Consider the following 21238-nt stretch of genomic DNA (forward strand, 5'->3'; position numbering starts at 1 on the left):
CTGTGGTTATGGGTCCCGGGTTCGCGCTACGCGCGCCCCGGGACGACGACTGAGTGTGAGGCGCTGCCGTCACACAATCTCCCGCGCTCTCAGCCCCGCGATCTCTCCCGCATCGAACCCCAGCTCGCCCAGCACCGCATCCGTATCCGCGCCCAGCTGCGGCGCCATGCGATCCAGCCGGCCGCCGCCATGAGCGAGCTTGAAGCCGCTGCCGGCAAAGCGCAGGCGGCCGTATTCCGTGTCCAGCTCCTGGATCGCGCCGCGCGCCTTGATTTGGGGATGGTCGATGACCTCCTCGACCTTCCAGATGCTGGCGCAGGGCGCGCCGGCGTCCTCAAGAATTGTCTCCCATTCGCGTGCCGGCCGTTTTGCCAGCGCCTGCTCGATGATGGCGCGCAGCGCGCCCTCGTTCTCGTTGCGCGAGAACCAGTCGGCAAAGCGCGGATCTGACAGCGTATCCTCGCGCCCGAGCGCAGCCATCAGCGCGCGGTACTGCTTCTCGTTGTTGACGGCGAGGAGGATATGGCCGTCGCCGCACTTGAACAAATTCGCCGTGGTCCGGCGGCTCACCGCCTGATTGCCCGATAGCTGCTGTCGATGTCCGGCGACCGACCAGTCGGCGATCTGGCCCGAGAGAAACGCCAGCGTCGCCTCCAGCATGGAGATGTCGATCAGCTGCCCCTTGCCGGTGCGGTCGCGCTGATAGAGCGCGCTCGAGACGCCGAAGGCAGCGGTGGCGCCCGAGAGCACATCGCACACGGCGAATCCCGCGCGCGTCGGCCCCGTCTCGGGGTGGCCGGTGATCGCCATGATGCCCGACAGCGCCTGCATCTTGCCGTCATAGCCGGGCCGCAAACGATCGGGGCCGGTCTGGCCGAAGCCGGAGACCGCGCAATAGATCAGCTTCGGGTTGATCGCCGCCAGCGCCTCGTAGCCGATGCCGAGCTTGTCCATCACGCCGGGCCGAAAATTCTCCATGACCACGTCGACACGGCTTGCGAGCTTCTTCACGATCGCGATCGCCTCCGGCTTCTGCAGATCGAGCGTCAGGCTGCGCTTGTTGCCGTTGACGGCCTGAAACGCCGGCGCCAACCCGCGCTCGGCCCATTCGCGGCTGAGCGGCGTGCGGCGCATGTCCTCGCCCTCGCGCCGCTCGATCTTGATGACGTCGGCGCCGAGCAGCGCGAGCTGGTAGCTCGCATAGGGGCCGGCCAGCACTTGCGTAAAATCCAGGATCTTCACGCCCTCGAACGGTCGCGTCACCTCGCTCTCCCTCGGCTTATTGTTGTTGGAGGACGTCAGGCGGCGCGGTTGCCGCGCGCGATCTCCTTCTGCTTGTCGAACTCGGCGCGGCGGCGAGCCAGCTCTTCGGGCGAGAGCTGCGCAACGTTGTTGTAGTCGAGCTTCCAGGAGGCGTCCTCGCTCCAGCGCAGCGGCGATTGCATCGTGGTCTGCGGACCGCTCGCGCTCTCCAGCAGCCGGAGCGCGAGCTCGAGCGTCTGGGCCTGCGACGCCATGTCGTGCGGCTTGCCGGCGGAATTGCCGAGCGGGAAGTCGGAGAACAGGAAGCGCGGCACGGCCGCGTGCTCGACGATGTCCTTGGCGCAGCCCATGACCACGGTGGCAATGCCGTTGCGCTCCAGGTGCCGCGCCACCAGCGCCGTGGTCTGGTGGCAGACCGGGCAGTTTGGCACCAGCACCGCGACGTCGACCTTGTCCGCGAGGCAGCGCGCCAGGATCTCCGGCGCGTCGGTGTCGAGCGTCACGCGATGGCTGCGGTTGGTCGGCGCGCCGAAGAAGCGCGGAGCGACCTCGCCGATCCGTCCCGCGGCGCTCGCCTTCAACAGCTGCGGCAGTGGAAACCAGGTGCCGTTGTCGGTTGCCGAGGTGTGCTTGCGGTCGTAGCCGATGTGCGAGATGCGCAGATCGTGCTGTTTCGACGTGTCGCCGTCATAGACCTGATAAAACTTCGCGCTGCCATTATACGCCGCGCCCGGCCCCTGGTCGCCCTTGGCCGGATCGTAGGGCGCCGCGGTGGTGATGATGGTGACGCGCGATTGCGACAACGGCTTCTTCAGCGGCTGGAACGGCGCCTCGGTGTAATGCGCCCAGCGGTACGGCGTGGTGTAGCCGATCGCCGCGTAATAATCCCGGGTGCGCTGCATGTAGGGGACGGGGGAATCGTAGTCGGGCGCAAAGCCGAATTCATCGTCGCGCGGAGCGGACATGGCGCGTCTCCTGGTTCTTAGTTGACGACAGACTAGAGATAGTTTTGCGGTTGCTCAACCGGGGGGAGCGGCGGCGCAGGTCTGAATTGCAGGCTTGATAGAGCGAGCTGCGCTCCTCCCCTCTCCCCTTGTGGGAGAGGGTGGATCGCCGCATAGCGGCGAGACGGGTGAGGGGTATCCATCCTCACGAACGATCTCACAAGTGGAGAGAACCCCTCATCCGGCGCTTCGCGCCACCTTCTCCCACAAGGGGAGAAGGAAGGACAGCCGCAAGGTCACTTGAACACATGCAGCGCCACATACTGCAGCAGCATGATCGCCTTGGCGTCGATGATGCGGCCGTCGGCGATCATCGCGAGAGCCTCGTCGATGGACAGCTCCAGCACCTCGATGTCCTCGCCCTCGTGCTCCAGGCCGCCGCCGTCGCTCACCCGCATCTCGGGCTCGTATTCGGCGACGAAGAAATGCAGCTTCTCGGTGATGGCGCCGGGGCTCATGAAGGCCTCGAACACCTTGTGGACATGGTGCAGGCGATAGCCGGTCTCTTCCTCCGCCTCGGCGCGGATGCGCTCCTCGGGCTCGGCGTTGTCGAGCACGCCGGCGGCGGCCTCGATCAAGAGGTCGTCGTAACCGCGGATGAAGGCCGGAAGGCGGAACTGGCGCACCAGGATCACGGTCCGTCGCGCGAGATTATATGGCAGCACGGCGGCGGCGTTGTCGCGCTCATAGGTCTCGCGATGCTGGGTCTGCCACTCGCCACTTGCGCGCCGGTATTCGAAGGTCGTGGTCTTCAGCGTGGTCCAACCGTCCGAGAGCACGCGGACGTCCTTGATGCGGACGCGGTCGGAAAGGGTCATGCCTCGATCTCAATTGCTTGGCGTGGTCGCACGGCCGTCGAGCCACTTCTGGAACATCAGGGATGTCGACAGCTCGAAGCCGAGCGAGCCATAGAACGCGTTGGCCTGCGCGTTCTCGCGCCTGACCAGGAGCTGCAGCTTCAAAATCCCGGCGCTTCGCAGCCAGTCCTCGGCCGCCGCCATGATGATGCGGCCGAAGCCGTGCTTCTGACGGCTGGGATCGACGGCGACGTAATAGACCCAGCCGCGATGGCCGTCATGGCCGACCATCACGGTGGCGACGATCGCGCCATTGTCGCGGCCGACCAGCACGGTGGAATTGTCGCGCCGCCGCGCTAGTGCGATGTCGGCATGCGGGTCGTTCCAGGGGCGCGTCAGGCCGCAGCGCTGCCACAGCGCGACCACGCCCTCGACGTCGGCATCGGTGATCGCATCGATCGCAAGGGAAGCGCTCACAGCACCTTCCCCGGATTCATGATGCCGAGCGGATCGAGCATCGTCTTGATGGAGCGCATCAGCTCGATCGCGGTTTTGTCCTTCACCTCGGGGAGCTCGTCGCGCTTGAGCACGCCGATGCCGTGCTCGGCCGAGATCGAGCCGCCCATGCGCAGCACGATCTCGAACACCACCGCGTTCACATCATGCCAGCGCGCGAGGAAATCGGCGGTGTCGGCGCCGATCGGCTGGCTGACGTTGTAATGCAGATTGCCGTCGCCGAGATGGCCGAACGGCACCGGCCGGGCGCCGGGGATCAGCTTCACCACGGCCGCATCGGCTTCCGCGATGAATTCGGGCACGGCCGCAACCGGGACGGAGATGTCGTGCTTGATCGAGCCGCCTTCCGGCTTCTGCGCCGCCGACATCTCGTCGCGCAGCTTCCAGAACGCGCCGCGCTGGGCGAGGCTCGCCGCGATCACGGCGTCGTCGACGATCTCCTCCTCCATGGCACGGCCGAGGATCGTCTCCAGCGTGCGGGCATCCTCGCTCGGCGATGACAATTCCATCAGCACGTACCAGGGATGCTTCTCTGCTAGCGGATCGCGCACGTCGATGCCGTGGCGGACGGAGAAATCCACCGCCAGCTCCGACAGCAGCTCGAAGCTCGTCAGCGCATTGGCGGCTTCGCCTTGCGCGATGGTGAGCAGCTTCAGCGCCGCCGCCGGCGATTTCAGCCCGACGAAGGCGGTCTCGATCGCCCGCGGCTTCGGAAACAGTTTCAGCGTCGCCGCGGTGATGATGCCGAGCGTGCCTTCGGCGCCGATGAAGAGGTTGTGTAGATTGTAGCCGGTGTTGTCCTTCTTCAGCTTTGACAGCGAATTGAGCACGCGCCCATCGGCGAGCACCACTTCGAGGCCCAGCGCCATCTCGCGCGCGACGCCATAGGCGAGCGCCGCGGTGCCGCCGGCATTGGTCGAGAGGTTGCCGCCGATGGTGCAGCTGCCTTCCGCGCCGAGCGAGAGCGGAAACAGCCGGTCGACCTCGGAGGCCTTGGCTTGCGCGATCTGCAGCACCACGCCGGCTTCCACTGTCATGGTGTTGGAGGCGGTGTCGACCTCGCGGATCTTGTCGAGCCGGCGCAGCGACACTACCACCTCGCCATTGTGCGGCGTCTGGCCGCCGACGAGCCCGGTGTTGCCGCCCTGCGGCACCAGCGCGATGTTGTGCGCGGAGGCGAGCTTGCAGATCGCGGAAACCTCCACCGTCGAGCCCGGGCGCAGCACCAGCGGCGAGCGGCCGTGGAACAGATTGCGCTCCTCGGTGACGTAAGGCTCGATGTCAGTCGGGTCGGTGATGGCGTGGCGGTCGCCGACGATCTTGCGGAATTGCTCGATCAATTCGGGCGCAAGCGGCGGGGTGGCAGGCTTGTTGATGTTCATGTCCTCGTCTCTTGCTTCAACGCGCCACCGCGGCGCGGCGCAGCCGGTCGTTGATCGCCTCGCCCAGACCATCTTCGGGAATCGGCATCACCGCAATCGCCCGCGGCGCTTTCGCATCGAGGCTGCGAAGATAGCCGAACAGATTGGCCGCGGCTTCATCGAGATCGGCGGTGGGCGACAAATTCATGACGGCCGAGGCGGCGTCAAGGCCGGGCAGGCGCTCCGGGCCGAACGCCAGCAGCGCTTCGCCCGGCGCCACCTCACGTGCATTGAGCCGCACATGGGCGCGCGGTGCGTAGTGCGAGGCCAGCATGCCCGGGGCCAGCGGCTGGCTGTCGTCGCTGCCAGCCTCCGCCGGCGGCCGCGCCAGCTTCGCGCCCAGCACCGCCTCGATCCGCTCGCGCGACAGCCCGCCGGGACGAAGCAGCATCGGCGCGTCGAAGCAGCCGATAATCGTGGATTCCACGCCGACCGTCACAGGCCCGCCGTCGATGATCAGGTCGATCCGCCCGGCAAGGTCGCTCTCGACATGCGCGGCCAGCGTCGGCGAGACGTGGCCGGAGATGTTGGCCGAGGGCGCCACCACGGCGCCGCCGAAGGCGCGCAGGATCGCCTGCGCGACGGGATGGGCGGGGATGCGGATCGCCACCGTGTCGAGGCCAGCCGTGGCGAGATCCGCCACCGGGCAGTCCTCGGTCTTGGGCACCACCAGCGTCAGCGGCCCCGGCCAGAACGCCTCCGCAAGCGCCAGCGCGCGCGTATCGAACCGCCCGATCCGCCGCGCGGCTTTGAGATCCGCAACATGCGCGATCAGCGGATTGAACGCCGGCCGGCCCTTGGCGGCGTAGAGATGGGCGATCGCGGCGGCATTGGCGGCATCCGCCCCGAGCCCGTAGACCGTCTCGGTCGGAAACGCGACCAGCCCGCCGGCCGCAAGTCGCCGGGCGGCGGCTTCCGCGTCGGCTTCGCCGGCCGGCAATATCAGCGTTTCGACACCCGTCTTCACAGGGATAAAATTCCTCATCTCGGCCGCTTGCAGTGCGTCAAGCCCGACGCTATAAGCCGCCTTCTTGTCGGAGTGTGGCTCAGCCCGGTAGAGCACTGCGTTCGGGACGCAGGGGTCGCAGGTTCGAATCCTGCCACTCCGACCATTCTTCCAAAAGTCGACGTATTCCAGAGTCTTGGCAGACCGGCTGCCGGCGCGTCAGGACGCCTTTTTGCAACGATTTCGGGATTGGGTCCACGGCCGATTTGGCGGGGCAGGGTGGCCTGTCGCGGTAGCATGGCTTGCCAGAAGCGAGCGCCGGCGGTTCCGACTTGCGGAGCTAGGTCAGGGGCCTACCGCCGCGCCATCAGCACACCCACCAAAAACGCCACCATTCAGCGCCGGGCCGTGGTGCCTCGCCGGTTGCCCTCCAGTCATCCCGACGGCTAGATGAGTCCCAAGCTGATCGCGCGCCTGAGGCGCGATCGGCCAATAACAAAAACAGGGCTGGAAATCATGAACAAGAAAATCCTCGCGCTCGCTACGGCTTTTGGCTTCGCGGCCTGCGGGTCGGCATGGGCCGCGTGGCCCGACGACAAGCCGATCGAAGTCGTCGTCGGCTTTGCGCCCGGCGGCGGCACCGATGTCATGGCGCGCAAGCTCCTTCCCTTTGTCGAGCGTGTGCTGGGCGGCAAGGCGAAGTTCGTCGTCCTGAACAAGCCCGGCGCCGGCGGAGAGATCGCGTTTGCGTCGATCGCGCGCGCGGCGCCCGAGGGCTATTCGATAGGTGTCGTCAACGTGCCAGGCTACAACTTCCTGCCAATGACCCGCAAAACCCAATACACCACGGATGAAATCCGGCTGGTCGCTCGCGTCGTCGAAGATCCGAATGTCATGGTGGTGCCTGCCGATAGCAGATTCAGCAATCTGCCGGATGTCGTTGCCGCACTGCGCAGCAAGCCGGGCTCGGTGACCTTCGGTCACAATGGTGCCGGCACGAACGGTCATCTGGCCATTCGCATGCTTGCGGCAGCCGCGAAAGTCGAGCCCAACGAGATCTCCTACAGAGGAACGGCCGCACAGCGGACCGATCTCCTGGGCGGGCATCTGGACGTCGGCATGGTCACCCTCAGCGAGATCCCCGAATTGCATGGCACCAACAAGGGGCCACTTCGTGTCATCGCGATCCTGTCGAAGAAGCGCTTTCCATCGCTGCCGGGCGTTCCGACGGCAGAGGAGGCGGGCTTTCCGGTCATGACGACGGCGGAACGCGGCTTCGCGGTCCCCAAGGGCGTTCCGGACGACATCGTCAAGAAGCTGGAAGCCGGGATCGCCGAGGGCCTGCGTAGTCCAGAGTACCTGACGGGTTCGCCCGGCGACGAGCCGGTGATCGCCTTCCTGCCTGGCGCGGAGTGGCAGAAACGCCTCGACGACATGTCCGAAGCCCTGCGTCCTTTTGCCGAGCAGATGCGGGCAAGCGAACAGAAGTGATTGATCCTGCTCTGGCAGGCGGTTGCTAAGACTATTCGTCATGCTTCGGGCCGCTGCAAATCAAGGTCTCGATGGCCGCGCCGCCTCATGTTTGCCACCCTCCAACGCAAACGGCGCGGCCGTGATCGACCGCGCCGCTGTGATCTTCTGATGTGAAGGGCCTAGTCTTCGTAGGGTGCGTAGGCTGATGCGCCCCAGCGAGGCCCGTCATAGCCGTATCCCGGGCCCCAATAACCGTAGGTGTTGGCAGGGTGCCAACTGCCGATGCGCTGGCATTGGCCGATGCCGGCCATCAACTGGCCGCCGCTCATGGCGGGCCCGGCGGCGCCGACTGCTTCTCCAGCCGGTGGGGTGCACGGGCCGGGACCGCGGCCCGCAGCGAGGCTGGGGCTTACAGTTGCGAGCGGCAAAATCGCGGCCAGAGTTGCGGCGACGCTCACGAGTTTCGTACGTGTCATGGTTGTCTCCATGTTCGAGGCTTAACGGGGGACCAATCCCTCCTGCCGCGAGACGTTCCGCGCGGAACGGTCGCGTTTTCGCGAGCAAAAAAGGTTTCCTCGGGTTTCACGGAACGCCGCGATTTCCATTGACGTCAGCGCGTCATCGCGAGCGCGCATCATCTGCGAGCGACCAGCACACCGACCAGAAAGGCCACCAGCAGCGACGGCAGCGGGGCGTCGCGCACCATGCCGCGGACGACGTCTTGCCAGTGCTGCTCCGGCACCAGTCTCGGCGATCGCACGTTGGGCGCGGGCTGGATACCCCAGTGTGATGCGAGCTCGGCGACCTCGCTTTGCGCGAGGCGCACGCCGTCGCGGACGCGATAGATCGCGGCCTCGGACCGCTCACGCGGTGCGAGCAGCATCAAGGTCTCGACCGCGGTGCGCAGCGTCATCTCGCCGTAGCCTTGCAGCCTGACCTGCTCCTCGGGATCGGACGTCATGCAAAATCCCTCACAGCGTCAAATTCTTCACAATGAGAAATGGCGCGCGATGGTGAAGGCCGCCGCCGTGCACAGAACCAGCGTGGGCCCGGCCACGTCGCGCGCGAGATCGGCGCGCGTCAGCTGCCTGCTCATGGTCTTGCTCCATGCTTTGCATGGAAATGGCCGCCGCCGCGCTTGGTTCCCTGCGCCGGCGCGAATCGGCAGGCCGACTATTTCCGCAGCAGCTCGCTCAAGGCCGCCGTCGCTTCGGCGCAGCGGATGTCGTCGATCTCCCGCGACAGGCTGAGCGCGCTCGATCTCAGCTCCTCGAGCTTCCAGCTGTCCGGATGCTGGTTTTCGAGCTGACCGAGACGCTTGTTCAGATCGTCTAATCTCGATTGAAGCTGCCCGATGCTGGCGGCCCCATTCACTTTCCAAACGCGTTGTGCGCGCATCGTCGTTCCCCTGATAGTCTCACGGCCTTGTGAGAGCGGTTCATGGCCGGAATGGGAGTTTGTTTTGTCCGGCTTCAGACGGCGGGGAACCGTTGCAGATCGGCAACGAAGTTCCTGTTTGGTGCTCACCCAGCGCCGCACGATGATACCCGCAGGCCCGGAATTTGATTGTGCCCTCAGTACGGGGCGCCGAGGCGGCCTGTGCGCGCGGGTGATAGGCTCTGGCCGGGCGCACTCGAAAAAGATGAGGAACGACGCGTGACGAGAACTGTGACCATTGCAGCCGGCCAGCTCGGACCGATCGCGAGGAGCGAGTCGAGGTCCGCGGTGGTGGCGCGACTGATGGCGTTGATGCGCGAGGCGCGGGCCTGCGGCTGCGACCTGATCGTCTATCCCGAGCTGGCGCTGACCACGTTCTTTCCGCGCTGGTACTTCGAGGACCAGGCCGAGATCGACAGCTTCTTCGAGCGCGAGATGCCGGGTGCCGAGACACAGGCGCTGTTCGATCTCGCCCGCCAGCTCGGCATCGGCTTCTGCCTCGGCTATGCCGAACTGACGCTCGAGGTCGGGATTGTCAGGCGCTACAACACGTCCATCCTCGTCGACAAGAGCGGCGCGATCGTCCTGAAATATCGCAAGGTGCATCTGCCCGGCCATGCCGAGCACGAACCGTGGCGCGAATTCCAGCATCTGGAGAAGCGCTATTTCGAGCCCGGCAGCGGCTTCGGCGTGGTCGGTGCCTTCGGCGGCGTGATCGGCATGGCGATCTGCAACGACCGCCGCTGGAGCGAGACCTATCGCGTGATGGGCCTGCAGGGCGTCGAGATGGTGCTGATCGGCTACAACACGCCCGTGCACAATCCGCCCGCGCCGGAGCATGACGATCTCTCGCTGTTCCACAATCATCTGGTGATGCAGGCCGGCGCCTATCAGAACGGCACATTCGTGGTCGGGGTCGCCAAGGCCGGTGTGGAGGAGGGCGTCGACCACATCGGAGGCAGCTGCATCATCGCGCCCTCGGGCGAGATCATTGCGGCCTGCACGACAAAGGGCGACGAGATCGCGCTGGCGCGCTGCGATCTCGATCTCTGCAGTTCCTACAAGCGCACCACCTTCAATTTCGACGTGCACCGCCAGCCGCGCGCCTACGGCATGATCGTCGAGCGGAAGGGCGTGACGATCATGGCGGATGGGACGCCGGTGCCGCGGAGGGGGTGACGCTCTCTCCTTCGTCATTGATCCTCTTCACGACCACGTGTGTTTATTCGGAAACGTTCATTCCCTATTATCCCGCAATGCAAAAGACCGCCCGCCGCTCCCGACCTGCCGCCCGTCTGCCCGGCCGTCCCCGGGAATTCGACATGGACACCGCGCTCGACCGCGCCGTGCGCGTGTTTCGTGAGCGCGGCTATCATGCCACCTCGATCGGGGACCTCACTGCGGCGATGCGGCTCGCGACGGGAAGCATCTACAAGGCGTTTCGCGACAAGCATGCGGTGTTTCTCGCCGCATTCGAGCGCTACACGGCCCTGCGCCAGCAGCAGACCCGCAGCGCGGCGGCGCGTGGTGCAAACGGCCGCGAGCAAATCCGCAACGTGCTGCTGTCCTATGTCGAGCATTCCCGGGGCAGCGAGGGGCGGCGCGGCTGCCTCGTGGTCGGCAGCGCGGTCGAACTGTCCGCGCTCGATCCGGTCGTGGGTGCCCGCGTCAGCACACAGCTCGCGAGCAACGAGAGCTTCATCGCCGGCCTCATCAGCGCCGGACAGACCGATGGCTCGATCCCCCGCCATGTCGTAGCCGACGACACCGCGCGGCTGATGCTCTGCATCACGCAGGGAATGCGCGTCGTCGGCAAGGCGCGTCTGCCGCTCGACGCAGAGCGTCTCGTCGGCGCCGCAATGAAGCTGCTCGCCTGAATTTTTTGTCAGAATAGGGAATGACCATTCCCTATACCTTACCTAACGGCCATTCCCTGCGCCTTACCTGGAGACCATGCGAATGACGATGAATGCCACGATCGAGACCGCGCCGGGGCCGGATGCGGTGTCGCAGCGCCTGACCTTCGTGCTTGCCGCGGCCTGTGGCATGGTCGCCGCCAACATCTATTATGCGCAGCCGCTGATCGCCCCAATCAGCGCCGCGCTCGGCCTGTCGCATGCAGCTAGCGGGCTGATCGTGACGATGACGCAGATCGGCTACGGCACCGGGCTGCTGCTGATCGTGCCGCTCGGCGATCTCGTCGAGAACCGCGCGCTGATCTGCTCGGTGATCATGCTCGGCGCCGCGGCGCTGCTCGCCGCGGCGTTCGCAACCCATGCGCTGCCGTTCCTGCTCGCCGCACTGTTCATCGGCCTCGGCTCGGTCGCGGTGCAGATCATCATCCCCTATGCAGCGCATCTGGCGCCCGAAGCCATCCGCGGCCGCGTCGTCGGCAACGTCTCGACCGGCCTGATGCTCGGCATCATGCTGGCGCGTCCGGTGTCGAGCTTCGTCACCGCCTTGCTGTCGTGGCACGCAGTGTTCTTCGCCTCCGCCGCGCTGATGATCGTGCTCGCAGCCGTGCTCTGGATGACGCTGCCGAAGCGCAAGCCGGTCACGCGGATGCATTACGGCCAATTGCTGCTGTCGATGCCGGACCTGGTGCGGGCCACGCCGCTGCTGCGGCGCCGCGCGCTGTACCAGGCGAGCCTGTTCGGCGCCTTCACCCTGTTCTGGACGGTGGCGCCACTCCAGCTCGCCGGCGAGTTCGGCTTCTCCCAGCGCGGCATCGCGCTGTTCGCGCTGGCCGGCGTCGCCGGCGTGTTCGCAGCACCGATCGCCGGGCGCCTCGCGGACCGCGGCCATAGCCGGATCGCGACGCTGGTCGCGATGCTGCTCACGGCCGCCGGCTTCCTGGTGACCTCCATCGGCGCGTCCGGCTCGATGCTGAACCTCGCCTGTCTGGTGGTGGCCGCGATTGCGATCGATATCGGCGTCCAGGGCAATGTGGTGCTGGGCTTCCGCGCCATCTTCGCGCTCGGGCACGAGCACCGCAGTCGCCTCAATGGTCTCTACATGGCGACGTTCTTCGCCGCCGGCGCGGTCGGCTCGGCGGTCGGAGCATGGGCGTTCGCACAGGGAGGCTGGACGCTCGCATCGGCCATTGGCCTTGCTTTGCCCGTCGCGGGGTTGCTCTACGCGCTGACCGAGTAGCGGCCGTCGCCCGAACGGTGCGACCGACCTCGCGATGACGCAATTTGCATCTCGCGGATTGGTTGCGGTTGTAGTACTTTCGTCGCAACGCACCTGGTTAACGGGCGGCAGGGGGATGCTGATGAAACGTGCGGGGCTGTTTGGCGCACGGCGGGTACGGCCATGGTCGTGGGGGGCGTTTCTGCTCGGGCTCGCCGTCGTCGCGGTTTCGGCCGTGGTTCAGGGCATCTGCGTCCTGCTCGGCGCAAAGTTCTATTTCGCAGCGTTCCTGCCCGGCCTGTTCGTGCTTGCGCTGATGGCGGGTACACCGGCGGCGGCATTCGCCGCGCTGCTCACCGTGCCGCTGGTGTGGTGGGCGTTCATCCCGCCGTTCTTCGAGCTCAATGCGCTGACCAGCGCGCATGCCGATTCCATCAACCTGTTCTGTCTTCTTGCCGTCCTCCTGATCGGCCTTGCCGATCTCTGCCGCGCGACGATGACAATCGTCAGAAGCGGCGGGCTGAAGCCTTCGGGCGAGAGCGCGGCAACGAATCCGCAATAGATCGCGCCGCGCGCGTTGCGCCCGAGCAACAGTCCGGCAACCATCCGCGAACTTGCCGCGCGCCGCTAACTTTTCGAAAAAGATTTGGCCGCAGTTTCTCCCGCGGGAATGACGAGGGAGTTTTCGGACATGAACGGTCACGCCATCCTGGAGAACGTGCGCCGCTACCGCGGCATCGCATCGCTCTATCGCCAGACCGCAGCGTTCCGCCCGGGCCAGAGCTGGTCGCTGCTGGAGCAGGCGAGCGAGTGGGAGGCGCGGGCGCTGTCGGAGCTGGAAGCCTATTTCGCCTCGCGCACGGACCACACCGCCCCGCTCGCGGCCTGATCGCCGGCCATCGGCGCGCCCTGAACCGGCTCGCCGAAGGCGCGACCGCCACGGGCAACTACGGAGTTGTCTCCGCATCCTTCTGTGCTAGCAACGGCCGAGAGATTCTTCTTCACGTCGGCCGGGGCACGCGATGACCACCTTCAACCGCATCTTCACGACGGAGCGCCTGCTCCAGATCATCGTGGTGCTGGCGGCGACGCTCGCCATGAAGCTGATGAGCTGAGCGAAGGCCGGCTATCGTCCGCCTAGCTCGGGCAAATCAGGCAGATAATTCGAGCCTTCCGAGCCGAGGAAATCGAACATCGCCTGCGCGGGCGGCAGCAGCACCTTGTCGCTGCGGCGGATCACGTACCATTGCCGCACGATCGGCAGGCCCGCGACGTCGAGCACGACGAGCCGGCCCTCGGCGAGCTCATGCGCCACGGTGTGAGCCGAGATGAAGGCGATGCCGAGCCCGGCGATGACCGCCTGTTTGATGGTCTCGTTGCTGCTCATCTCCATGCCGATGATCGGCTCGAGATCCGATTTCTGGAACATGCCCTCCATCAGCGTCCGCGTGCCCGAGCCGGGCTCGCGGGTGAGGAAGGTCTCGTGCACGAGATCGGTCAGGCTGAGGCCGGAATCCTTCTCCAGCCAATGGCCCTTGCGCGCGACGATGATGTGCGGGTTGCGCCCGAGCTGGCGGACGTCGACGGTGACGTCGGCCGGTGGCCGACCCATTACCGCGAAGTCGAGGTCGTAGCCGTGCATCGCCTCGCGGATTTCCTCGCGATTGCCGATGGTCAGCTTGATCTCGATCTTGGGGTAGCGCTTGGAGAACGCCGCGATCGCGTGCGGCACGAAATATTTCGCGGTCGAGACCGCGCCGAGATGCACAGTGCCGCCGGTCCGCCCCGCGAGCAGGTCGAGCGCGCCCTGGCAATCGGTGATCGCGGCTTCGACCCGTTCGGCCAGCGCCAGCACCTCCCTGCCGGCTTCCGTCAGCAGCATGCCGTCGCCGGTTCGCTGCACCAGGGGCAGGCCGGCCAGGTCCTGCAGCTGCCGCAGCTGCTGGGTCACGGCCGGCTGGGTCAGCCCGAGATGGCTCGACGCCGCCGTCACGCTGCCTTTGGCCGAGAGCGCCGCAAGCGAGCGCAGCTGCCGGATCGTCAGATGCCGGAGCTGGGCCGCTGCATGGCCGGTGCCATTATAAGAAAATTCTTTGAGGCTCATTATAATTAGAAATTTTCCTTATTAAGCCGCTCCTGTCAATCTCCTGATGCCGGCACTGAACGCTACCTGCCTCCACCAGGAGGGAATGGGTGCGGCACCGGCAAGGGGATGGACGCAGATGACCGGGCAACTCAGGTTGGACGACCACCTTCAACGGTACTCTGAGACCGCGCCGCATGCGTTGGCCGTGGCAGCCGCGGTCGATGCCATCGCGGCCGCAGCGATCGAGATTGCCGATCTCATCGCCAGCGGCGATCTCGCCGACGCCTCGGGCCTGACCACCGGGCGCAACAGCGACGGCGATCTCCAACGCGACCTCGACGTCCAGGCGGACGCGATCCTGCGCCGCTGCCTCGGCCGGCTGCCGATCGCGGCGCTGGCGTCGGAGGAGATGCGTGAGGCCCAGATCGTCGATCGTCAGGGGCGAATCTGCATCGCGATCGATCCGCTCGACGGCTCCTCCAACATCGACATCAACATGACCGTCGGCACGATCTTCTCGATCCTGCCGGCCCCCAATGATCTCTCACTCGCCTTTCAGCAGCGGGGCTCGGCGCAGCTCGCGGCGGGCTTCGTCACCTACGGCCCGCAGACCTCGCTGGTGCTGACGCTCGGCGACGGCGTCGACATTTTCACGCTCGACCGCAAGGCGGGCTGCTTCCGCTTCGCGCGCAGCGGCGTGCAGATCGCCGAAGCCTGCGAGGAGTTCGCGATCAACGCCTCGAACCGCCGGCATTGGGATCCGCCGGTGCGCGCCTTCATCGACGAATGCCTCGCCGGCGTCGACGGGCACGCCAACCACGATTTCAACATGCGCTGGATCGGGTCGCTGGTCGCGGAGGCCTATCGCATCCTCACCCGTGGCGGCGTGTTTCTCTACCCTTCCGATGCGCGGCCCGGCTACGGCGACGGCCGCCTTCGCCTGACCTACGAAGCACACCCGATGGCGATGATCATCGAGCAGGCCGGCGGCTCGGCCTCGACCGGGCGCGAGCGCATCCTCGATCTATCGGCGCAGAGCCTGCACCAGCGCGTGCCGCTGATCATGGGCTCGAGCAACGAGGTGCGGCGCGTCGAGGAGCTGCATTGCGATCCGCTGCTGGTTGCCAGCGTCTCGGCGCCGCTGTTCGCGCGGCGCGGATTCTTCCGGCTCTGAGCGAGGCGTCCGATGTCCAGGAAGCATCCGATCATCTCCATCACCGGCTCCTCCGGCGCCGGCACCACCTCCGTCAAGAAGACCTTCGAGCAGATCTTTTTCCGCGAGAAGGTCAACGCCGTCTACATCGAGGGCGACGCCTTCCACCGCTACGACCGTGCCGAGATGCGTGCGCAGATGGCGAAGGAGGCCGAGCGCGGCAACAAGCACTTCAGCCATTTCAGCCCCGAGACCAATTTGTTCGAGGAGCTGGAACGCGCCTTCCGCGACTACGGCGAGACCGGCACCGCGGTGACGCGGCACTACGTCCACGACGCCGAGGAATCGGCGCTGCATGGTGCGGCACCAGGCACCTTCACCGACTGGAAGCAGCTGCCGGAGGATTCGGACCTGCTGTTCTACGAGGGCCTGCACGGCGCCGTAGTCACCGATAAGGTGAACGTCGCGCGCTATGCCGACCTCAAAATCGGCGTCGTGCCCGTCATCAACCTCGAATGGATCCAGAAGCTGCACCGCGACCGCAGCGCACGCGGCTATTCGACCGAGGCGGTCACCGACACCATCCTGCGGCGGATGCCCGACTACATCCACTACATCTGCCCGCAATTCACCGAGACCGACATCAACTTTCAGCGCGTCCCGACCGTGGACACCTCCAATCCATTCATCGCGCGCTGGATCCCGACGCCGGACGAATCGATGGTGGTGATCCGCTTCAAGAATCCGCGCGGTATCGACTTCCCCTATCTGCTCTCGATGCTGCCGCAGAGCTGGATGTCGCGCGCCAACTCGATCGTCTGCCCGGGCGCGAAGCTGGACCTGGCCATGCAGCTGATCCTGACGCCGCTGATCATGCAGCTGATCGAGCGCAAGCGCAGCCTGAAGTGAACAGGGAGAGACTCCGATGAACATCTCCGTCCATGCCGAAGCCGACCTCAATGCGGTCACGCATAACGATCTCGCCAATGCCGTCCGCTTCCTCGCGGTCGATGCCATCGAGGCAGCGCAGTCAGGCCATCCCGGGCTACCCATGGGCATGGCCGACGTCGCGACTGTGCTGTTCTCGCGCTTCCTGAAGTTCGACTCGGCGCATCCGAACTGGCCGGACCGCGACCGCTTCGTGCTGTCGGCGGGGCACGGCTCGATGCTGCTCTATGCGCTGCTGCATCTCACCGGCGGCGATATCAGCCTCGACGACATCAAGGCCTTTCGCCAGTGGGGCTCGAAGACGCCGGGCCACCCCGAATATGGCCACACGGCTGGTGTCGAGACCACAACGGGACCGCTGGGCCAGGGCATTGCGACCGCGGTCGGCATGGCGCTCGCCGAGCGGATGGCGAATGCGCGGCATGGCGATGGGCTCGTCGATCACTTCACCTATGTTATCGCGGGCGATGGCTGCCTGATGGAAGGCCTCAGCCATGAGGCGATCTCGCTGGCCGGTCATCTCGGGCTCGGCCGGCTGATCGTGCTGTTCGACGACAACGGCATCTCCATCGACGGTCCGACCTCGTTGGCGACATCGGACGACCAGCTCGCGCGCTTCGCTGCCTCCGGCTGGTCGGTGCGCCGCGTCGACGGACATGATCCCGAAGCGGTGGCGCAGGCGATAGCGGAGGAGCGGGAGACCGCGAAGCCGTCGCTGATCGCCTGTCGCACAATCATCGGCTATGGCGCGCCTGATAGACAGGGCACCGAGAAAGTGCATGGCGCGCCGCTCGGCACCGAGCAGACGGCAGCGGCGCGGCGGACGCTGGGTTGGGACTATCAGCCTTTCGTGGTGCCGATCCCGGTGCTCAAGGCTTGGCGGATGATCGGGCAGCGCGGGCAGGTCGATCGCCTCGCTTGGCTCGATCGTTACGAAGGTGCGACGCTGGAGCAGCGCGACCTGTTCGTCGAGGGCAAAGCCGCGGCTCTGCCCGCCTCCTATGCGCTGGCCGCGGCGAAATTGCGTGAGCACTTTGCATCCGAGCGGCCGAAGCTGGCGACGCGGCAGGCCTCGCAACAGGTGCTCGAGGGAATCGCAGGAACAATTCCCGGCCTGGTCGGCGGCTCCGCGGACCTCACCCATTCGAACCTGACGCATGCCAAGGCGCAGGCGCCGGTCAAGAGCGGTGCGTTCGCCGGCGACTACATCCACTATGGCATCCGCGAGCACGGCATGGCCGCAGCGATGAACGGCCTGGCGCTGCATGGCGGCTTCATCCCCTATGGCGGCACGTTCCTGGCGTTCTCCGACTACAGCCGGCCGGCGATCCGACTTGCAGCCTTGATGCGGCTGCGCGTCATCCACGTGATGACGCACGATTCCATCGGCCTTGGTGAGGACGGACCGACGCACCAGCCGGTCGAGCATCTCGCGGCACTGCGCGTGATCCCCAATCTACTGGTGTTCCGCCCCGCCGATGCCGTGGAGACGCTGGAGGCCTGGGATTGCGCGCTCGCGGCGGAGCATCGCCCCTCAGTGCTATGCCTGTCGCGGCAGGCCTTGCCGACATTCCGCAGCGATGGGCGCGGCAGAAACCGCGTCGCGAACGGTGCCTATCTCGTCGTCTCGCCGGACGGCGGCCGTGACGTGACGCTCATCGCAACCGGCTCGGAAGTCTCGATCGCGCTGGAAGCCGCACGCCTGCTCGCGACCGAGCACGTTCGCGCCGCCGTGGTCTCGGCGCCGTGTTTCGCACTGTTCGAGGAGCAGCCGGATGATTACCGCGCCTCGGTGCTCGGCACCGCGCCGCGTGTCGGTGTCGAGGCAGCTGTCGCCGGCGACTGGCATCGCTGGATCGGCGCTGACGGCGAATTCGTCGGCATGCGCGGCTTCGGCGCCTCGGCCCCCGCCCCGGTGTTGTACCGCGAATTCGGCATCACACCGCAAAGCATTGCGGAAGCGGCTCGCCGGGCGATGGCCCGCAAGAGCCAATAAGGAGGACGAATCTTGGCCCGTATCACCCTTCGCCAATTGCTCGATCACGCTGCCAGCCACGGCTACGCCGTGCCGGCGTTCAACATCAACAACATGGAGCAGGGCATCGCGATCATGCAGGCGGCGGCCGCGGTCGATGCGCCGGTCATCATCCAGGCCTCGCGCGGCGCGCGCAGCTATGCCGGCGATCTCATGCTTTCGCACATGATCGACGCGCTGGAGCGGACCTATCCCGACATTCCGCTCTGCATGCACCAGGACCACGGCAATGACGAAGCGACCTGCGCCTCGGCCATCGCCCATGGCTTCACCTCCGTCATGATGGATGGCTCGCTCAAAGCCGACGCCAAGACGGCGGCCGACTATGACTATAACGTCGCGATCACGCGCCGCGTCGTCGATCTCGCCCATTGGGTCGGCGCGTCCGTCGAAGGCGAGCTCGGCGTGCTCGGTTCGCTCGAGCACGGTGGCGGCGAGCAGGAGGATGGTCACGGCGTCGAGGGCAAGGTCGGCCACGACCAGCTCTTGACCGATCCGGACCAGGCCGTCGACTTCGTCCGTGCAACCAAGGTCGATGCGCTCGCGATCGCGATGGGCACCTCGCACGGCGCCTACAAGTTCAGCCGCAAGCCCGACGGCGATATCCTGGCGATGCGGGTGGTCGAGGAGATCCACCGCCGGCTGCCGAACACGCATCTGGTCATGCACGGCTCGTCCTCGGTGCCGCAGCCGCTCCAGGACATGTTCAACCAGTTCGGCGGCGAGATGCCGCAGACCTGGGGCGTGCCGGTCGAGGAGATCGTTCGCGGCATCCGAAGCGGCGTGCGCAAGGTCAATATCGACACCGATTGCCGGCTGGCGATGACCGCGGTGTTCCGGAAGGTGGCGGCGGAAGCGCGCTCCGAGTTCGATCCGCGCAAGTTCCTGAAGCCGGCGATGGACGCAATGCGCGAATTGTGCCGCGAGCGGTTCGAGCAGTTCGGTACCGCGGGTCACGCCAGCAAGATCAAGGTCATTCCAATGAGCGAGATGGCGCGGCGCTATCGCGCAGGCGAGCTCGACCCGCGCATCGACGCCCGCGAGCCGGTTGCGGCCTAGCCAATCAGAAAGAGCAGAGAAAAGAGCAGGAGAGAGACATGAACGCACATGCAGGCACGGTCCGCGGCAAAGAGCGCTATCGCTCCGGCGTGATGGAATACAAGCGCATGGGCTATTGGGAGCCCGACTACACGCCGAAGGACACCGACGTCATCGCGCTGTTCCGCGTCACGCCGCAGGAAGGCGTCGACCCGATTGAGGCCTCCGCCGCGGTTGCCGGCGAATCCTCGACCGCGACCTGGACGGTGGTGTGGACCGATCGCTTGACGGCGGCCGAGAAGTATCGCGCCAAGTGCTACCGCGTCGATCCCGTTCCGGGCTCGCCAGGCTCGTATTTCGCCTACATCGCCTACGATCTCGACCTGTTCGAGCCGGGCTCGATCGCCAACCTCTCGGCCTCGATCATCGGCAACGTGTTCGGCTTCAAGCCGCTGAAGGCGCTGCGCCTCGAGGACATGCGCTTTCCCGTCGCCTATGTGAAGACGTTCCAGGGACCGGCGACCGGCATCGTGGTGGAGCGCGAGCGGCTCGACAAGTTCGGCCGGCCGCTGCTCGGCGCGACGGTGAAGCCGAAGCTCGGTCTGTCCGGCCGCAATTACGGCCGTGTGGTCTATGAGGCGCTGAAGGGCGGGCTCGACTTCACCAAGGACGACGAGAACATCAACTCGCAGCCCTTCATGCATTGGCGTGATCGCTTCCTCTATTGCATGGAGGCGGTGAACCGCGCGCAGGCCGCCTCGGGCGAGGTGAAAGGGACCTACCTGAACGTCACCGCGGCCACCATGGAGGACATGTACGAGCGTGCGGAGTTCGCCAAGGAGCTCGGCTCGGTGATCGTGATGATCGACCTCGTGATCGGCTACACTGCGATCCAGTCTATGGCCAAGTGGGCGCGGCGCAACGACATGATCCTGCATCTGCATCGCGCCGGCCACTCCACCTATACGCGGCAGAAGAGCCATGGCGTGTCGTTCCGCGTCATCGCCAAATGGATGCGGCTTGCCGGCGTCGACCACATCCACGCCGGCACGGTGGTCGGCAAGCTCGAAGGCGATCCCAACACCACACGCGGCTACTACGATGTCTGCCGCGAAGACTTCAACCCGACCAAGCTCGAGCATGGCCTGTTCTTCGACCAGTCCTGGGCGAGCCTGAACAAGATGATGCCGGTGGCCTCCGGCGGCATCCATGCCGGGCAGATGCACCAGCTGCTCGACCTGTTAGGCGAGGACGTCGTGCTGCAGTTCGGCGGCGGCACGATCGGTCATCCCATGGGCATTGCGGCCGGCGCGACCGCCAACCGCGTGGCGCTGGAAGCGATGATCCTCGCCCGCAACGAGGGCCGCGACTATGTCCACGAGGGCCCGGAAATCTTGGCCAAGGCGGCCCAGACCTGCACGCCGCTGAAGGCCGCGCTCGAGGTCTGGAAGGACGTCACTTTCAACTATCAATCCACCGACACGCCGGACTTCGTGCCGACCGCGCTGGAAACCGTCTGAGGAGATTTGAGATGAAGATCACCCAGGGCTGCTTCTCGTACCTGCCGGATCTGACCGACGAGCAGATCACCAGCCAGGTGCAGTATTGCCTCGCCAATGGCTGGGCGGTGAACATCGAGTTCACCGACGATCCGCATCCCCGAAACACCTATTGGGAGATGTGGGGCCTGCCGATGTTCGATCTCCAGGACGCCGCCGGCGTGATGATGGAGCTCGCCGAGTGCCGCAGGGTCTACGGCGACCGCTATATCCGCATCAGCGGCTTCGATGCCAGCCACGGCTGGGAGTCGGTGCGGATCTCCTTCCTCGTCAACCGGCCGAAGCAAGAGACGGAGTTCGAGCTGGTGCGGCAGGAGGTCGGCGGCCGTGCGGTCCGCTACACCACCGTGCGCAAGCCGGTTGCGCACGCGCCAGCTTGAGTCATCCGCTTCCGCGCGGAGCTCTCCCTGCTCCGCATCCTGGCGGACCA

The 21238-nt window shown here is 66.0% G+C and carries 23 protein-coding genes and 1 tRNA gene; 13 read left to right on the forward strand and 11 right to left on the reverse strand.

Translation table 11 applies throughout. The annotated features are described in order from the left end of the window. Nucleotides 1–69: 69 nt before the first annotated feature. The 6 genes from I6F16_RS10105 to I6F16_RS10130 all read right to left on the reverse strand — a co-directional run bounded on the left by I6F16_RS10105 (nt 70) and on the right by I6F16_RS10130 (nt 5986). A complete protein-coding gene (locus I6F16_RS10105; RefSeq protein WP_225173656.1) occupies nt 70–1263 on the reverse strand; it encodes a CoA transferase in 1194 nt (397 codons plus the stop codon). 35 nt (nt 1264–1298) lie between these two features. Further along, nucleotides 1299–2228, reverse strand: a complete 930-nt coding sequence (locus I6F16_RS10110; RefSeq protein ID WP_225173657.1) for a glycine/sarcosine/betaine reductase selenoprotein B family protein — start codon at nt 2226–2228, stop codon at nt 1299–1301. Nucleotides 2229–2503: 275 nt separating this feature from the next. Then, entirely contained in the window at nt 2504–3085 is a 582-nt protein-coding gene (locus I6F16_RS10115; RefSeq protein ID WP_225151486.1) for an NUDIX domain-containing protein, read from the reverse strand. 9 nt (nt 3086–3094) lie between these two features. Next, complete coding sequence (locus I6F16_RS10120) at nt 3095–3541, reverse strand: GNAT family acetyltransferase (protein ID WP_225173658.1); 447 nt, start codon at nt 3539–3541, stop codon at nt 3095–3097. Beyond that, on the reverse strand, nt 3538–4962 hold the full coding sequence (locus tag I6F16_RS10125) for an FAD-binding oxidoreductase (protein WP_225173659.1): 1425 nt from the start codon (nt 4960–4962) through the stop codon (nt 3538–3540). Before I6F16_RS10125 ends, I6F16_RS10120 begins: the two co-directional genes overlap by 4 nt. Before the next feature lie 16 nt (nt 4963–4978). Next, nucleotides 4979–5986 (reverse strand): L-threonylcarbamoyladenylate synthase, encoded by a 1008-nt coding sequence (locus tag I6F16_RS10130; protein WP_225173660.1) that lies wholly within the window; start codon nt 5984–5986, stop codon nt 4979–4981. 50 nt (nt 5987–6036) lie between these two features. Here I6F16_RS10130 and I6F16_RS10135 point away from each other — a divergent pair. Then, a tRNA-Pro gene (locus I6F16_RS10135) sits at nt 6037–6113 on the forward strand. A 280-nt stretch (nt 6114–6393) separates the two neighbouring features. Here the strand turns inward: I6F16_RS10135 and I6F16_RS10140 are convergent. Continuing rightward, nucleotides 6394–6597, reverse strand: coding sequence for a hypothetical protein (locus I6F16_RS10140; RefSeq protein WP_225173661.1), 204 nt, complete (start codon nt 6595–6597; stop codon nt 6394–6396). Here I6F16_RS10140 and I6F16_RS10145 point away from each other — a divergent pair. After that, entirely contained in the window at nt 6596–7438 is an 843-nt protein-coding gene (locus I6F16_RS10145; protein WP_225154024.1) for a tripartite tricarboxylate transporter substrate binding protein, read from the forward strand. The genes I6F16_RS10140 and I6F16_RS10145 overlap by 2 nt on opposite strands. Nucleotides 7439–7599: 161 nt before the next feature. Here the strand turns inward: I6F16_RS10145 and I6F16_RS10150 are convergent, their stop codons facing one another. From I6F16_RS10150 to I6F16_RS10160, 3 genes are all read right to left on the reverse strand, one after another. Further along, nucleotides 7600–7896, reverse strand: a complete 297-nt coding sequence (locus tag I6F16_RS10150) for a hypothetical protein (protein WP_100213453.1) — start codon at nt 7894–7896, stop codon at nt 7600–7602. A 158-nt stretch (nt 7897–8054) separates the two neighbouring features. Then, nucleotides 8055–8381 (reverse strand): hypothetical protein, encoded by a 327-nt coding sequence (locus I6F16_RS10155; protein ID WP_036003836.1) that lies wholly within the window; start codon nt 8379–8381, stop codon nt 8055–8057. Nucleotides 8382–8593: 212 nt separating this feature from the next. Continuing rightward, nucleotides 8594–8947: a hypothetical protein gene (locus I6F16_RS10160; protein WP_225112605.1), complete on the reverse strand. Its 354-nt coding sequence runs from the start codon at nt 8945–8947 to the stop codon at nt 8594–8596. Between the two features lie 129 nt (nt 8948–9076). Here I6F16_RS10160 and I6F16_RS10165 point away from each other — a divergent pair, with 129 nt between their 5' ends. The 5 genes from I6F16_RS10165 (at nt 9077) to I6F16_RS10185 (ending at nt 12878) form a co-directional block, all read left to right on the forward strand. Next, a complete protein-coding gene (locus I6F16_RS10165) occupies nt 9077–10036 on the forward strand; it encodes an N-carbamoyl-D-amino-acid hydrolase (RefSeq protein ID WP_225112606.1) in 960 nt (319 codons plus the stop codon). Nucleotides 10037–10179: 143 nt separating this feature from the next. Then, the gene (locus I6F16_RS10170; RefSeq protein WP_225112607.1) at nt 10180–10734 is read left to right on the forward strand and encodes a TetR/AcrR family transcriptional regulator; all 555 of its coding nucleotides are present in this window, start codon (nt 10180–10182) and stop codon (nt 10732–10734) included. An 82-nt stretch (nt 10735–10816) separates the two neighbouring features. Continuing rightward, complete coding sequence (locus I6F16_RS10175) at nt 10817–12010, forward strand: MFS transporter (protein WP_036030024.1); 1194 nt, start codon at nt 10817–10819, stop codon at nt 12008–12010. A gap of 121 nt (nt 12011–12131) precedes the next feature. Next, on the forward strand, nt 12132–12551 hold the full coding sequence (locus I6F16_RS10180; RefSeq protein ID WP_225112608.1) for a DUF4118 domain-containing protein: 420 nt from the start codon (nt 12132–12134) through the stop codon (nt 12549–12551). Nucleotides 12552–12680: 129 nt separating this feature from the next. Beyond that, a complete protein-coding gene (locus I6F16_RS10185) occupies nt 12681–12878 on the forward strand; it encodes a hypothetical protein (RefSeq protein ID WP_036003876.1) in 198 nt (65 codons plus the stop codon). Between the two features lie 237 nt (nt 12879–13115). Here the strand turns inward: I6F16_RS10185 and I6F16_RS10190 are convergent, their stop codons facing one another. After that, on the reverse strand, nt 13116–14093 hold the full coding sequence (locus I6F16_RS10190; protein ID WP_036030020.1) for a LysR family transcriptional regulator: 978 nt from the start codon (nt 14091–14093) through the stop codon (nt 13116–13118). 118 nt (nt 14094–14211) lie between these two features. Here I6F16_RS10190 and I6F16_RS10195 point away from each other — a divergent pair, with 118 nt between their 5' ends. Genes I6F16_RS10195 through I6F16_RS10220 form a run of 6 tightly spaced genes read left to right on the forward strand, consistent with a single transcriptional unit; the run spans nt 14212 to nt 21188 of the window. After that, nucleotides 14212–15249, forward strand: a complete 1038-nt coding sequence (locus I6F16_RS10195) for a class 1 fructose-bisphosphatase (RefSeq protein WP_225112609.1) — start codon at nt 14212–14214, stop codon at nt 15247–15249. A gap of 12 nt (nt 15250–15261) precedes the next feature. Then, a complete protein-coding gene (locus I6F16_RS10200; RefSeq protein ID WP_036003856.1) occupies nt 15262–16137 on the forward strand; it encodes a phosphoribulokinase in 876 nt (291 codons plus the stop codon). A 16-nt stretch (nt 16138–16153) separates the two neighbouring features. After that, complete coding sequence (gene tkt, locus I6F16_RS10205; RefSeq protein ID WP_225112610.1) at nt 16154–18172, forward strand: transketolase; 2019 nt, start codon at nt 16154–16156, stop codon at nt 18170–18172. 12 nt (nt 18173–18184) lie between these two features. Then, nucleotides 18185–19270 (forward strand): class II fructose-bisphosphate aldolase, encoded by a 1086-nt coding sequence (fba, locus tag I6F16_RS10210; RefSeq protein WP_036030012.1) that lies wholly within the window; start codon nt 18185–18187, stop codon nt 19268–19270. Nucleotides 19271–19308: 38 nt separating this feature from the next. Beyond that, nucleotides 19309–20769, forward strand: coding sequence for a form I ribulose bisphosphate carboxylase large subunit (locus tag I6F16_RS10215; protein WP_036003865.1), 1461 nt, complete (start codon nt 19309–19311; stop codon nt 20767–20769). Between the two features lie 11 nt (nt 20770–20780). After that, complete coding sequence (locus I6F16_RS10220) at nt 20781–21188, forward strand: ribulose bisphosphate carboxylase small subunit (RefSeq protein WP_036003868.1); 408 nt, start codon at nt 20781–20783, stop codon at nt 21186–21188. The last annotated feature ends 50 nt before the right edge of the window (nt 21189–21238 follow it).

It is taken from the genome of Bradyrhizobium sp. IC4060, assembly GCF_020193715.1.
GTDB classification, from domain to species: Bacteria; Pseudomonadota; Alphaproteobacteria; order Rhizobiales; family Xanthobacteraceae; genus Bradyrhizobium; species Bradyrhizobium yuanmingense.

What these genes read in the sequence shown, in the direction of transcription:
- I6F16_RS10110 (WP_225173657.1), bottom strand. Translation starts at nt 2,228, where the DNA reads ATGTCCGCTCCGCGCGACGATGAATTCGGCTTTGCGCCCGACTACGAT.
- I6F16_RS10115 (WP_225151486.1), bottom strand. Translation starts at nt 3,085, where the DNA reads ATGACCCTTTCCGACCGCGTCCGCATCAAGGACGTCCGCGTGCTCTCG.
- I6F16_RS10125 (WP_225173659.1), bottom strand. Translation starts at nt 4,962, where the DNA reads ATGAACATCAACAAGCCTGCCACCCCGCCGCTTGCGCCCGAATTGATC.
- I6F16_RS10130 (WP_225173660.1), bottom strand. Translation starts at nt 5,986, where the DNA reads ATGAGGAATTTTATCCCTGTGAAGACGGGTGTCGAAACGCTGATATTG.
- I6F16_RS10145 (WP_225154024.1), top strand. Translation starts at nt 6,596, where the DNA reads ATGGCGCGCAAGCTCCTTCCCTTTGTCGAGCGTGTGCTGGGCGGCAAG.
- I6F16_RS10140 (WP_225173661.1), bottom strand. Translation starts at nt 6,597, where the DNA reads ATGACATCGGTGCCGCCGCCGGGCGCAAAGCCGACGACGACTTCGATC.
- I6F16_RS10150 (WP_100213453.1), bottom strand. Translation starts at nt 7,896, where the DNA reads ATGACACGTACGAAACTCGTGAGCGTCGCCGCAACTCTGGCCGCGATT.
- I6F16_RS10155 (WP_036003836.1), bottom strand. Translation starts at nt 8,381, where the DNA reads ATGACGTCCGATCCCGAGGAGCAGGTCAGGCTGCAAGGCTACGGCGAG.
- I6F16_RS10170 (WP_225112607.1), top strand. Translation starts at nt 10,180, where the DNA reads ATGGACACCGCGCTCGACCGCGCCGTGCGCGTGTTTCGTGAGCGCGGC.
- I6F16_RS10175 (WP_036030024.1), top strand. Translation starts at nt 10,817, where the DNA reads ATGACGATGAATGCCACGATCGAGACCGCGCCGGGGCCGGATGCGGTG.
- I6F16_RS10180 (WP_225112608.1), top strand. Translation starts at nt 12,132, where the DNA reads ATGAAACGTGCGGGGCTGTTTGGCGCACGGCGGGTACGGCCATGGTCG.
- I6F16_RS10185 (WP_036003876.1), top strand. Translation starts at nt 12,681, where the DNA reads ATGAACGGTCACGCCATCCTGGAGAACGTGCGCCGCTACCGCGGCATC.
- I6F16_RS10190 (WP_036030020.1), bottom strand. Translation starts at nt 14,093, where the DNA reads ATGAGCCTCAAAGAATTTTCTTATAATGGCACCGGCCATGCAGCGGCC.
- I6F16_RS10195 (WP_225112609.1), top strand. Translation starts at nt 14,212, where the DNA reads ATGACCGGGCAACTCAGGTTGGACGACCACCTTCAACGGTACTCTGAG.
- I6F16_RS10200 (WP_036003856.1), top strand. Translation starts at nt 15,262, where the DNA reads ATGTCCAGGAAGCATCCGATCATCTCCATCACCGGCTCCTCCGGCGCC.
- tkt (WP_225112610.1), top strand. Translation starts at nt 16,154, where the DNA reads ATGAACATCTCCGTCCATGCCGAAGCCGACCTCAATGCGGTCACGCAT.
- I6F16_RS10215 (WP_036003865.1), top strand. Translation starts at nt 19,309, where the DNA reads ATGAACGCACATGCAGGCACGGTCCGCGGCAAAGAGCGCTATCGCTCC.
- I6F16_RS10220 (WP_036003868.1), top strand. Translation starts at nt 20,781, where the DNA reads ATGAAGATCACCCAGGGCTGCTTCTCGTACCTGCCGGATCTGACCGAC.